Annotated in this window: 11 protein-coding genes; 7 read left to right on the top strand and 4 right to left on the bottom strand. The window is 66.9% G+C overall.

Features of this window, described 5'->3' with window-relative positions:
* Window positions 1-71: 71 nt before the first annotated feature.
* Window positions 72-914, top strand: coding sequence for an alpha/beta fold hydrolase (locus tag MCHLDSM_RS16175; protein ID WP_048471001.1), 843 nt, complete (start codon window positions 72-74; stop codon window positions 912-914).
* Window positions 915-932: 18 nt separating this feature from the next.
* Here MCHLDSM_RS16175 and MCHLDSM_RS16180 read toward each other — a convergent pair whose 3' ends face one another.
* Window positions 933-2,078, bottom strand: coding sequence for an LLM class flavin-dependent oxidoreductase (locus MCHLDSM_RS16180; RefSeq protein ID WP_048471002.1), 1,146 nt, complete (start codon window positions 2,076-2,078; stop codon window positions 933-935).
* A 124-nt stretch (window positions 2,079-2,202) separates the two neighbouring features.
* On the opposite strand from MCHLDSM_RS16180, the gene MCHLDSM_RS16185 reads away from it, so the two are divergent.
* Window positions 2,203-3,888: a GMC family oxidoreductase gene (locus tag MCHLDSM_RS16185; protein WP_048471003.1), complete on the top strand. Its 1,686-nt coding sequence runs from the start codon at window positions 2,203-2,205 to the stop codon at window positions 3,886-3,888.
* 93 nt (window positions 3,889-3,981) lie between these two features.
* Window positions 3,982-4,791: an LLM class F420-dependent oxidoreductase gene (locus tag MCHLDSM_RS16190; RefSeq protein ID WP_048471004.1), complete on the top strand. Its 810-nt coding sequence runs from the start codon at window positions 3,982-3,984 to the stop codon at window positions 4,789-4,791.
* Window positions 4,792-4,825: 34 nt separating this feature from the next.
* On the opposite strand, the gene MCHLDSM_RS16195 is transcribed toward MCHLDSM_RS16190, so the two are convergent.
* Window positions 4,826-5,299: a winged helix-turn-helix transcriptional regulator gene (locus MCHLDSM_RS16195; RefSeq protein WP_048471005.1), complete on the bottom strand. Its 474-nt coding sequence runs from the start codon at window positions 5,297-5,299 to the stop codon at window positions 4,826-4,828.
* Window positions 5,300-5,411: 112 nt separating this feature from the next.
* On the opposite strand from MCHLDSM_RS16195, the gene car reads away from it, so the two are divergent.
* From car to MCHLDSM_RS16210, 3 genes are read left to right on the top strand one after another with little or no spacing between them, the layout of a single operon-like run.
* Complete coding sequence (gene car / locus MCHLDSM_RS16200; protein ID WP_048471155.1) at window positions 5,412-8,915, top strand: carboxylic acid reductase; 3,504 nt, start codon at window positions 5,412-5,414, stop codon at window positions 8,913-8,915.
* Between the two features lie 26 nt (window positions 8,916-8,941).
* A complete protein-coding gene (locus tag MCHLDSM_RS16205) occupies window positions 8,942-9,754 on the top strand; it encodes an oxidoreductase (RefSeq protein WP_048471006.1) in 813 nt (270 codons plus the stop codon).
* 44 nt (window positions 9,755-9,798) lie between these two features.
* Window positions 9,799-10,299, top strand: a complete 501-nt coding sequence (locus MCHLDSM_RS16210; RefSeq protein ID WP_234714004.1) for a DUF302 domain-containing protein — start codon at window positions 9,799-9,801, stop codon at window positions 10,297-10,299.
* On the opposite strand, the gene MCHLDSM_RS16215 is transcribed toward MCHLDSM_RS16210, so the two are convergent.
* Together MCHLDSM_RS16215 and MCHLDSM_RS16220 are read right to left on the bottom strand one after the other, a co-directional pair.
* Window positions 10,280-11,182, bottom strand: coding sequence for a helix-turn-helix domain-containing protein (locus MCHLDSM_RS16215; RefSeq protein WP_048471008.1), 903 nt, complete (start codon window positions 11,180-11,182; stop codon window positions 10,280-10,282). The genes MCHLDSM_RS16210 and MCHLDSM_RS16215 overlap by 20 nt on opposite strands.
* 13 nt (window positions 11,183-11,195) lie before the next feature.
* A complete protein-coding gene (locus tag MCHLDSM_RS16220) occupies window positions 11,196-11,990 on the bottom strand; it encodes an SDR family oxidoreductase (protein ID WP_048471009.1) in 795 nt (264 codons plus the stop codon).
* Window positions 11,991-12,175: 185 nt separating this feature from the next.
* On the opposite strand from MCHLDSM_RS16220, the gene MCHLDSM_RS16225 reads away from it, so the two are divergent.
* On the top strand, window positions 12,176-12,823 hold the full coding sequence (locus tag MCHLDSM_RS16225; protein ID WP_048471010.1) for a dihydrofolate reductase family protein: 648 nt from the start codon (window positions 12,176-12,178) through the stop codon (window positions 12,821-12,823).
* The last annotated feature ends 12 nt before the right edge of the window (window positions 12,824-12,835 follow it).

Genomic DNA, 12,835 nt, shown 5'->3' on the forward strand with positions numbered 1-12,835 from the left:
TGTGACGTCTCGATGCTCGCCACTCGGTGGTGCAGCGATGAGTTCTGTGCGTCAAGACGGTCAGTTCCGCCATGACCACCACAGACGGCCTCATCTCCCGCACGCTCGACGTTCCCGGCGCCCGCCTGCATTACGAAGTCCGCGGCTCCGGTCCCCTCGTGCTCGTCATCGGCTCGCCGATGACGGCCGCGGAGTTCGCTCCCCTGGCCCACGCCCTGGCCGGTGACCGCACCGTCGTCACCTACGACCCGCGCGGCTTCGGGAGCAGCCCGGTCGATGACCCCGACGGGCCGTCGAACCCCGAACTCCGAGCCGACGACGTGGCGGCGATCCTCGACGATCTCGGCGCGGCGTCGGCCGACGTCTTCGGGTCCAGCGGAGGAGCCGTCACCGGTCTCGCACTGGTGGAACGGTTCCCGGGCCGTGTCCGCACGTTGGTCGCCCACGAGCCGCCACTGCTGGAACTGCTGCCCGACGCCCAGGCGCAGCGGGCGGCAACCAAGGACATCACCGACACGTTCCTGTCCGACGGACTGCACGCGGCATGGAGGAAGTTCATGGTCAACGCGGGTTTCGACGTAACCGCCCCCGGCTCCGATCCTGTCGGGCAACCCGAGGCGGAGGGTGAACCGACGACTTCCGAACGCGAACTCGCCGAGGGTGCCCGCTTCTTCGTGCATGACCTGGCACCGACGACGCAGTACCTGCCCGACTTCGACGCGTTGCGGGCATCGACGTCGCGCATCGTGATCGGGCTCGGAGCCGAGTCCGGCCACCTGCTGACCCACCGGACGTCCGTCGCCGTCGCAGAGCGGCTCGGCGTGCCCACCACCGAGTTCCCCGGTGATCATGGTGGATTCATGGGTGCCCCAGGGGAGTTCGCGCAGCGTCTTCTCGAGATCCTCGCGGCCTGACCCGCGTCACATTGCGGCTCAGAGTCTCCCGAGCCGGTGAATGATCTTGGCAAAAGGAACCATCGCCTTGAGCCCGCGGTACAGGCTGGGTTGCATCGCACTGGCATTGCACACCACCGCGTAGCGAAGCCCATGATCACGCCACACGGCCATCTGGTCGACCACCTCAGCCGGCGTTCCGGTGAGGATGCTCTCCTTCAGCAGCGCGATCGGAACGTCCTTGGTCATCGACAGGACGGTCTGCTCATCCAACAACTGAGGCATCAGATCCTGCAGACCGGACGCCGTCGTGCCCATCGGATGCGTCACGCCGTGGCGGGCCCACGCATCGCCAGGCAGGTTGAGCGCGGCCGACTTGGCGAACGGCGCCGCCAGGGCTTCGTCGACCTCGTCACGGCTGCGTCCGGTGAACACCATGATGAACGCGGCGGGACGGACTGACTGGGGATTTCGACCCGCGTCTGAGGCGGCGGAACGGACCACGTCCAGACCCGCCGCGTAGTCCTCGGGCCGGAACAAGAATGCGGGAAACCAGGCATCCGCGTATCGGCCGGTGTTTCGCAGCATGCGCGGGGCGTGGGATGCGATCCAGATCTCGGGCCATCTCCCCCGGTACGGAGGCAGCGCGAACACGGCGTTGCGCAGCGGGAAGTACGGTGAATCACGGTTCACCAGTTCGCCGTTCGAATTCCACAGCGCGCGGATCGTGGCCAAGCCTTCTTCGAATCGCGTGACCGGATGCGACCAATCGACGCCGTACGGTTCATTGCCCTCCCGCTCCCCTGTCCCGATGCCCAAGATGGCTCGGCCGCGGGTGAGCAGGTGCAGCGTTGCCGCGGCCTGTGCCGTGACCGCCGGGTTCCGGCGACCAGTGTCGGTGACACCGACCCCGAGTCGTAGTCTGCGTAGCCGATGCCGACCGGCGATATGACCGAGCGTGGTCCACGGTTCGAGGTAGGCGTCGATGTTCGGTATCAGTCTGGCCGCCCCGACGTACTGCGACGAGGCGACCGAACGGGGATACAGCGAGTTCAGGTGATCCGCCACCCAGAAGGAGTCCGCGCCCATGGCGGCGGCAGTCAGATAGGACGCGTCGACGGAAGCCGTCGCCGCACCGCGGACGTTGACCGGCAATTCGGCTACCCCTACGCCGAACTTCTGCATTCCCCTACTGTTCATCACCCGGGCTCCCGTTCCTGGATGCGAAAGACCCTTTGTGGTGTGCCGTAAGCCCGTCGTCGAGCACACTGGGACACGCATCCGACAGCAATGGAGGAACGGTGCGGACATGAGCCCTGTGGCCGAATTCGACTTCGTCATCGTGGGGGCGGGCAGTGCGGGCTGTCTGCTCGCCAATCGGCTCAGCGCCAATCCGGATCACCGGGTGCTCCTCGTCGAGGCCGGCGGCGACGACGACTGGTTCTGGATCAAGGTGCCGGTCGGCTACCTCTACACCATTGCCAACCCCCGTACCGACTGGTGCTTCACGACGGAGGCCGATCCCGGTCTGGCCGGCCGCAGCATCATCTACGCGCGGGGCCGCGTGATCGGCGGTTGCTCCTCGATCAACGCCATGATCCACATGCGCGGGCAGGCCAGCGATTACGAGCTGTGGGCGCAGGCCACCGGTGACGAGCGGTGGCTGTGGGGTGGCCCGGACCGTCCGGGCGAGACCCTGGCCCTCTACAAGGAGTTGGAGGACTACTTCGGCGGAGCCGACGACTGGCACGGCGTCGGTGGTGAGATCCGGGTCGAGCGGCCGCGGGTGCGCTGGAAGATTCTGGACGCCTGGCAGGCCGCCGCCGCCCAGGTGGGTATCGCCCCGATCGACGAGTTCAACCGCGGAGACAACGCCGGCAGCGCGTACTTTCACGTCAACCAACGGCGTGGCCGACGCTGGTCCATGGCCGATGCCTTCCTTCATCCCGTCTCCCACCGACCCAACCTCACCATCTACACCGGCACCCAGGCCGTTCGGCTGCTGCTGGACGACCAGGTGCACGCGGAGCAGCGGCGCGGCGCCTGGACCACGGCGCAGCACCGCGCCACCGGGGTGCGCTTGCTCAAAGACGGCCAGACCGTCGACGTCCGGGCCCGCCGGGAGGTGATCCTGAGCGCCGGAGCGATCGGGTCGCCACATCTGATGCAGGCCTCGGGATTGGGCCCGGCCGGGCTGCTCACTCAGCATCACGTGCCGGTGGCTGTCGATCTGCCGGGCGTGGGTGAAAACCTTCAGGACCACCTGCAGCTGCGGACGGTCTACCGGGTGCGGGGCGCGCGCACGGTCAACACGCTGTACCGCAACTGGATCACCCGTGCAGGTATGGGGCTGCAGTACCTGGTGATGCGATCAGGGCCCATGACCATGCCGCCTTCCACGCTGGGCGCTTTCGCCAAGAGCGATACGGCACTGGCCAGTGCTGATCTGGAGTGGCACGTACAGCCCTTGTCGTTGGCCAAATTCGGGGAACCGCTGCATCCGTTCGGAGCGATCACTCCCTCGGTGTGCAATCTGCGGCCCAGCTCGCGTGGTCACGTACGCATCGCCGGCGCAGACCCGCTGACCCACCCCAAGATCTCCTGCAACTACCTGTCCACCGACGCCGATCGCGATGTCGCGGTGCGGGGCCTGCGGATGACCCGGAAGATCATGGCGGCGCCGTCCCTGGCTCCCTACCACCCGGAAGAAATGCTTCCCGGGCCGGAACTGTCGAGCGACGACGACCTGCAGCAAGCGGCCCGTGAGCTGGGGACCACCATCTTCCATCCGGTGGGCACCTGCGCGATGGGAGCGTTCGACACCCACGGTCGGCCGAGATCGGCCGCCACGGTGCTCGACACCGACTGCCGCGTGTACCGCGTCGCCGGGCTCCGGGTCGTCGATGCTTCAGCGATGCCCACCATCACCTCTGGCAACACCAACGCGCCGGTCATGTTGATCGCAGAACGTGCGGCGCGGGCAATCCTGCGATGAGCCGGTCGAGTTTCGGCCGTGCTGATCCGGAATAAACCCCGCGGCCGGTGAACTTGGCTCAGGAGTCGCCCCTTCCTCGACTCAGGAGCATCCATGACCCGTCCCGTCCGCGTCGCCGTGCAGATCCAGCCGGGCGGCGCGCCCGATTACCGCACGTGGCGCGACGCCGTCCTGGCCGCCGACGACCTCGGTGTCGACGTGATCTTCGGCTATGACCATTTCCACCGCCCGGCGATGAAGGCCCTCGTCGACGGCAAGCCTGTTCTGTTCGACGAGCAGCCCGATGTCGCGAACTTCGAAGGCTGGACCGCTCTCGCGTCGTGGGGCGAGATCACCTCGCACGCCGAGATCGGGCTCCTCGTCACCGGTGTCGGCTACCGCAACGCGGACCTGCTCGCTGACATGGCACGCACCGTCGATCACATCAGCGGGGGCCGGCTCATCCTGGGCCTCGGCGCCGGATGGTACGAAAAGGACTACACCACCTACGGTTACGACTTCGGAACCTTCGGCTCCCGCTTCGACCTCTTCGACGAGAGCTTGATCCGCATCGAGAAGCGGCTCGCCGCACTGAATCCGCCGCCCGTCCGCAAGGTGCCGATCCTCATCGGCGGCACCGGACCCAAACGCTCACTGCCCGCCGTCGCCCGGCACGCCGACATCTGGCATGCGTTCCAGGAGCTCGATGCATTCCGTAAAGCCAGCGACCGCGTCGACGAGTTGGCCGCCTCTTTCGGCCGCAGCGGCGCCGACATCGAACGCTCGACGCTGTGGGTGAACGCCGACAGCGCAGATGCTTTCCGCGAGGCGGGCGTGACGCTGTTCCAGACCGAGCTCACCGCCGACGACGGGTACGACCTTGCGTCGCTCAAGGAGGTCCTCTCCTGGCGGGACAACGGGTGAGCGCCCCAAGACGTGCCTAGCGCCCCCCGGGGCTTCAGCTCCGCAGGGCTGCTTGGATGTCGCCAGCTGTCACCGGGTGGCCCTTGCCGCAACGCACCTCGACCTCGATGGGCGCCCCGCAATCGATGTGAGTCAGGCCCACGCGGCCGCCGTCGGGGCGGGCCCACCGGTCGCCCCACCGCAACAGGGCCAGTAGTACGGGAAGGAGTTCCTCCCCCTTCTCCGTGAGGTGGTACTCCTCTCGGGCGCGTTGCCCGGGTTCGTGATACGGACGCTTCTCGAGGATCCCTTCGTCGACGAGTTCACGAAGCCGGGTCGCGGTGATCTTCTCGCTGAGCTGCGCGCGGCGCACGAATTCGTCGAAGCGACGGGCTCCGTAGAACACCTCGCGCAATAACAGCAGGCTCGCTCGGCGCCCGACGATGTCCAGCGCGGCCGCCATGGAGCAGTCGTCTGCGCGCCAGGAGTCCCGATCGCCGAGTCGGCCGACCAGTGTCGCGGAAGTCATGTCTGACATCGTGCCATGCTGACTTGCCTTGAGTAAAGCCAGCGCGCTAGTGTCTGGCTAGACGTCAGTACAGTCAGATGTGCTGCGAAAAGCGAGGGATGGCGCCTTGACCATTGAGACTCCGGCGAAGCCGACCGTCGAATCGGATCTGTCCGACCCGCAAGTCCGGGCGTCCCTCCCCCGCCAGGACGTCATCGACGCCGCCCGGCGGCCGGAACTGCGGCTGTCCCAGGTACTGCAGACCCTGGTCGAGGGGTATCAAGATCGCCCGGCCCTCGGTAGCAGATCGACGACCACCGCCGCCGACGAGGTCACCGGTCGTCGCACAACGCACCTCCTGCCGGCCTTCGACACCATGTCCTACGGAGAACTCTGGTCGCGAGTGCGTGCCGTGGCCGGTGCATGGCACCACGACCCGCAGGCGCCGATCGTGGCCGGCGACTTCGTCGCGACGATCGGATTCGCCAGCGCCGACTATCTCACCCTCGACCTGGTGTGCGGCTACCTCGGGCTCGTCGCAGTTCCGCTGCAGCACAACACCTCTGCGGCGCGCCTCGCGCCCATACTGGAGGAGACCACCCCGCGCGTACTGGCGGTCAGCGCCGCCTACCTCGACCTCGCTGTCGAGGTCGCCGTAGACCGGCCGTGGCTGTCCCGTCTGGTCGTGTTCGACTACCGGCCCGACGATGACGACCATCGGGACCGCCTCCGCCGGGCCCGTCACCGATTCGCCGACATGCACAGAGACGTCGTCGTCGAGACACTCCCCGACGTGATCGCGCGCGGCGCGCAGCTCGCCGAAGCGCCCTTGTTCACCGACGGTGCGGACGACCGGCTGGCGATGATCCTCTACACCTCCGGAAGCACCGGCGCACCCAAGGGGGCGATGTGGACCGAACGGATGGTCGCCACGCTGTGGACCATCCCGCTCAAGCAACCCGACGCTGTGGTCATCAACCTCAACTTCATGCCGCTCAACCACATGGGCGGACGGCTGCCGTTGTCGGCGGCGTTCCAGGCCGGCGGCACAAGCTATTTCGTCGCCGAGCCTGACCTGTCGACGCTGTTCGACGACTGGGCGCTGGTGCGCCCCACCGACCTGGGTCTCGTTCCGCGTGTCGTGGACATGCTGTACCAGCGTTACCGGCAGATCGTGGACCGCCTGACGGTCGACGGTCTCGACCGCGACGCCGCCGAGCACACGGCGATGACCGAGATCCGCGACCGGGTGCTGGGCGGGCGGGTCGTATCCGGCTTCGTCAGCACCGCACCGCTCGCCGCCGAGATGCGGTCCTTCCTGAAGTCCTGTCTGCAGGTGAACGTGGTCGATGCCTACGGCCTCACCGAGATCGGTGCCGTCACGACCGACGGCATCGTGGTCCGGCCACTGGTCATCGACTACAAGCTCATCGACGTCCCCGAGCTCGGCTATTTCGCCACCGACAAGCCACACCCTCGCGGGGAGCTCTTGGTCAAGAGCGTGGCGGCCATGCCCGGTTACTACAAGCGCCCCGAGATCACGGCAGAGGTGTTCGACGCCGACGGCTACTACCGCACCGGCGACATCGTCGCCGAACTGGCGCCGGACCACCTGGCTTACGTGGACCGACGCAACAACGTCATCAAGCTCTCGCAAGGCGAGTTCGTCGCCGTCGCCAAGCTCGAGGCGGAATTCGCGCGGACACCGCTGATCCGGCAGATCTTCCTCTACGGCAACAGTGAACGATCCGCTCTCGTCGCCGTCGTCGTACCGACCCACGATGCCCTGACGGCACACGGCGGAGTGAGCGATGAGCTGAAGGCGGCGATCCGCGGCGAGATCTCCGGCACGGCCCGCGATGCCGATCTGCAGCCGTATGAGGTCCCGGTCGATTTCCTCGTCGAAACGGAGCCGTTCAGTGCCGCCAACGGGCTGCTGTCGGGGGTGGGCAAGCTGCTCCGCCCGAAGCTGAAGGAACGCTACGGTGATGCCCTGGAACGCCTCTACGAGGAGCTCGAGACCGCCCGCGCCGATGACGTCCGTGCCCTGCGGGACAACGCCGCCCACCAACCGGTCATCGACACCGTCGTCCACGCGGCGGCCGCTCTGCTCGGCAGCGCGACTGTCACGCCCGAGGACCAATTCATCGACCTCGGTGGCGATTCGCTTCTGGCGCTGACATTTTCCGATCTCCTCCAGGAACTCTTCGGCGTCGAAACCCCGGTGGGGTTGCTGACCGGGCCGACGACCACGCTGGCGGACATCGCAGACCACATCGAGAAGGAGAAGGGCGACGGACCGTCCGGTCCCACGCCGGACAGCGTGCACGGACCGAACGCGGCGACCATTCGCGCCACCGACCTGACGCTGGACAAGTTCCTCCCCCAGGAACTCCTCGCCCATGCCCGGACGCTCCCGCCGCCGACAGGGGACGCCCCCGCCACCGTGCTGCTCACCGGCGCCAACGGCTATCTGGGCAGGTTCCTCGCGCTGGAGTGGCTGCAGCGGCTCGCCGAGATCGGCGGAACGCTGATCTGTCTGCTGAGGGGTACTGACGACGACTCCGCACGGGCACGGCTGGAGCAGATCTTCCGCGATGCGGACCCGGACCTGAGCGCCCACTTCCGTGCGCTGGCGGCCGAGCACCTCGAGGTCATCTCCGGCGACATCAGCACGCCGCACTTCGGCCTCGACCCACAGGTGTGGGACGCCCTGGCCACGCGCGTCGACCTGATCGTGCATCCAGCCGCTCTGGTCAATCACGTGCTGCCGTACCGACAGTTGTTCGGGCCCAACGTCGTCGGAACCGCCGAGATCATCCGGCTGGCACTGAGCGAGCGGCTGAAGCCGGTCAACTACCTGTCGACCGTCTCCGTTGCCATGACCGTGGATCCCGACGTCTTCACCGAGGACGGCGACATCCGGGAGATCAGTGCGGCGCGCCCGGTCGACGACTCCTACGCCAACGGCTACGGCAACAGCAAGTGGGCCGGAGAGGTGCTGCTGCGCGAGGCCCACGACCTGTGCGGTCTTCCGGTCTCGGTGTTCCGCTCCGGCATGATCCTCGCCGACCGCCGGTATGCCGGCCAGGTGAACGTCCCCGACATGTTCACCCGTCTCATCTACAGCCTGCTGGTCACCGGTCTCGCGCCGGAATCGTTCTATCAGCGGCTGCAGGAGGGCGGACGGTCGCGTGCGCACTACGACGGACTGCCCGTCGATTTCGTCGCGCAGTCGATCACGGTCCTGGGAGCCGGCACAACGCGAGGCTTCCGTTCCTACGACGTGATGAACCCGCACGACGACGGCGTCTCGCTGGACGTCTTCGTCGACTGGCTCATCGAAGCGGGTCATCGAATCGACCGTGTCGACGACTACGGACAGTGGCTGATCCGCTTCGAGACCGCGCTGCGTGCGCTGCCCGAAGAGCAGCGCCAGCACTCGGTACTCCCCCTGTTGTCGGCCTACAGCCGTCCGGACACACCGGTGCTCGGCTCACTTGCTCCAGCGAGTGTCTTCCGGGAATCCGTGCAGGCGAACGCCATCGGCGCCGACGCCGACATCCCGCACCTGTCCCGGCAATTGATCGACAAGTACGTCACCGATCTGCGGCGCCTCGGACTCCTGCCCGCCTGACAGCTCGAACAAAGGAACACATTCGCATGACTTCATCACAACCGGTCGCACTCGTCACCGGTGCCAAATCCGGTCTCGGCAGATTTGCCGCGCGCGCCCTGGGCAATGCGGGATTCCAGGTGGTGGGCACGAGCCGAAAAGCCTCGGGACGAGGCGATGACCAGGACCTAGCACTGGTCGAACTCGACGTCACGCGCGACGAATCCGTGGCCGCCGCCGTCGACGCGGTGCTCGCACGATTCGGGCGCATCGATGTCCTGGTCAACAACGCCGGCATGGGCCTCAACGGAGCGAGCGAAGAGAACTCGATCGCCCAGTCGCAACGGCTCTTCGACATCAACGTCTTCGGTGTCATGCGGATGACCAACGCGGTCCTGCCGCACATGCGCGCACAGGGCAGCGGGCGCATCGTGAACATCTCGTCGATCTTCGGATTGATGCCGGCGCCCTTCATGGCTGCCTACAGCGCAACGAAATTCGCTGTCGAAGGATACTCCGAATCCGTCGACCACGAAGTCCGCGAGGACAACATCCGCGTTGTTCTGGTCGAGCCGGGTGGCACCAGAACCGGGTTCGACGACAACACCGCCGAACCCGACAACCCGCTGCCGGCATACGATCACCGGCGGCGACGTTCGAATCAGGCTGTCGCCGAACAGGTCAACAACGGTGACGATCCCGAGGTCGTGGCCAAGGCGATCGTCGCCGCCGCCACGGACAAGAGTCCGAAACTGCGTTATCCGGCCGGATCCGCGCGACAGCTGAGCGCGTTGCGTCGCTTCGCTCCTCGCGCGGCGTTCGACCGGCAACTGCGCAAGTCCCTCGCTGTGGGGCAGTGAGACGCGGAATGAGCCGGCTCGAGGTTCGCAGAGTCGAACACGCAATGAGGCGCCTGAACATCTTCACCGGTATCCCGTTCGGGGATTTCCGTACCGCGTTCGAGAAGGCCGTGCCCGTCTTCGATCCCGCGCCGTACGCGGACATCATTCGCGAGGGAGGGTCATGGAACGACATCGAAGCCGAGGTAGCGGCCCGCGCACCATATGACCTTCTCCTGTACGCGGTCCTCGAGGCCACAGCTCTGATGGAGTTCGCCGGTCATCGGGGCCAGGCAGTCGAGTACCTGATGGGTAACCACGTCATCGCCGAGACGATGTACCGACTCGATCGGAATGCGCTGCTGTACGCGCCCCTTCGCGTGCTGCTGCGCAGCGACGGCTCGGGTGACGCGGTGTTCGCCATCGATCAGCCGTCGACGGTTTTCGCAGGGCTTGACGACCCCGGCGCGGCCGCGACCGGTGTGCTCCTCGACCGCAAGGTGGCGGCGATGATGCGCAGTATCGGCGTCGCCATCAGCGACGACCTCACCTCGCGAGACGGGTGAGCGCGTCCGGCACCCACTGCGCCAGCAGCGCCAGTTTGTCGGCGGTCGGCCCTCCGGCGGGCGAGGTGTAGACGTTCAGATGCAGGCCAGGGTCGGTGGGAAGATCCATCGACTCGAAGTTGAGATCGAGCCGTCCCACCACCGGGTGGTTCACCCGCTTGCTTCCGTACCCGTGCAGGCGCACGTCCTGAGATGCCCACCGCTGCCGGAACAACTCACTGCACGTTGACAATTCGTCGATCAGGGCGACGAGCTCCTCGTCCTGGGGATCACGGCCCAATTCCAGACGAAGTGTCGCGGCCACATTTCGCGCCACCTGGTCGTAGTCGACGAAGAACTTCTCGGCTTCACGAGAATTCACGTACACGAACCTCGCTGTGTTGGCGGGTCGTCGCGGATCGGCCAGCACCGGTGAATACAGCGCGCGACCCAGCCGGTTCATCGCGAGCACGTCGTGGCGCGCATTGCGGATCAACGCCGGCGCGCCGGTCATGGCGTCGAGCACCTCCTGCAGTGCCGGTCGCACCCCCGCGGGAGATGCCCGGCGCGGTCGAACGCCGGCTCCCCCGGACTGGCGCGCGAGATGGAACAGGTGATCGCGCTCTGCGTCGTCGAGTTGGAGTGCCGTGGCCAGCGAGTCGAGCACACCGTCGGAGGTGCCGGCCAGGTTGCCGCGCTCGATACGCACGTAATACTCCACCGACACCCCGGCGAGGAGCGCCACCTCCTCGCGACGCAGGCCCTTGACCCGACGATGACCGCCGTAGGCGGACAGGCCGGCCATCTCCGGCGCGATGCGCGCGCGACGCGACCTGAGAAACTCCCGGATCTGCGTGCGCAGATCTACCTGATGGTCACGCCACCACCGTAGGCCGCACCGCAACCGAGTGGGCGTCTCACGCGGTCGTGGCGATCCCCCCGTCGACGGGGATGACAGTGCCGGTCAGGTAGGCGCCTGCCCGGCTGGCGAGGAACACGGCGACACCCGCCATGTCGTCGTCGCGGCCGATTCGGCGCAGCGGGGCCGACGCCGCGATCGCCTCGCCGAACTCGTCGAGTGTTGCCGCCATCATCGTCGACGGAAACGGTCCCGGCGCCACCGCGTTCACCGTGATGTGCTGCGGGCCCAGTTCCTTGGCGAGCACTCTGGTGAGTTGATGCAGCGCAGCCTTGCTGCTGGAGTACGAGTAATTGGGCCGCGCTGGGATGTGGATGGCGGCGATGCTGCCGATGTTGATGACCCGCGCGGGATCGTCGGCGGTCCCGGCGCTGCGCAGCGCCGGCAGCAGCGCCTGCACGAGCCAGAACGGCGATTTCAGGTTGAGGTCGATGACGGTGTCCCAGGCTGCGTCCGGGAATGTCGCCAACGGTTCGTCCCACATGGCACCCGCATTGTTGACGAGGATGTCGAGATTCCCCGAATCGGCCGTGACGAGCGCAGCGAGGCGCTCACACTCCTCGTGCCGGGACAGATCGGCGGGGACCGCCCGGACGTCGCCGAATTCGGACAGGTGGTCCTCCGCCCGGGCGCACGCGTCGGCGTCACGTGAGCTGATGACCACGCGGGCGCCGGCTTGCAGGAGCCCCCGCGCGATCATCATCCCGATGCCTCTGGTGCCGCCGGTGACCAGGCCTTGTTTGCCGCTCAGATCGAAACGTTCTGCATGCGTTGTGAATCGGTTCGCTACCACGTGTGACCTTCCTGATGCCGGCTCGCCTCCGGCTTCAACGTAGGCGGTCTTTCCGACGCCAGGGAGATCCCCGCGGTACGGGTACTGGCAGTGTCCCCTTCGCCGGCGCGCGATGAGTCCGACGGATCGCCCCGGTCAGTAAATGTGTTCGTCCGGTCCACTCCGATCTTTCGAAGGAATCGCCCATGTTCCGCACCCGGGTGCACAACCTGAACATCTCCGTCGACGGCTACGCCGCCGGGGAGCACGTCACCTTCGACGCGCCGATCGGCGGTGCCGACCGCCTGTTCAGCGGATTCGACGGACGCTTCATTCACGGGGTCGATCACGTGGATGCCCCTATCACGGTGGACCGCGCCCTGACGACGTTGTGGAGTCAGGGCGTCGGCGCCGAGATCATGGGGCGCCGAAAGTTCGGCCCCCAGGAGGGTGAGTGGCCCGAAGACGGGTGGCGCGGCTGGTGGGGCGATGAGCCGCCCTTTCAGACGCCCGTGTTCGTCATGACCCACCACCCGCGCCCCCCGATCGAGTTCGCCAACGGAACCAGCTTCCACTTCGTCGACGCGCCGCCGCGGGAGGTGTTGCGGCAGGCCCAGCAGGCTGCGAACGGTCTTGACGTGCGTCTCGGCGGGGGCCCGTCGACGGTGCGGCAATTCCTCGAGGCCGACCTGGTCGATTTCATGCACCTGGTGGTGGTGCCGGTGACGCTGGGACGCGGCGTCTCGCTCTGGGAGGGTCTGAGCGACGTTGGAGACCGCTTCACGGTCGAAACCGTCACCTCGGCGAGCGGACTCACCCATCAGCTCTGGAACAAGAAGAACCGGCGCGGTTGAGCACCACCCGGA

The organism is Mycolicibacterium chlorophenolicum (assembly GCF_001044235.1).
Classification (GTDB): Bacteria; Actinomycetota; Actinomycetes; order Mycobacteriales; family Mycobacteriaceae; genus Mycobacterium; species Mycobacterium chlorophenolicum.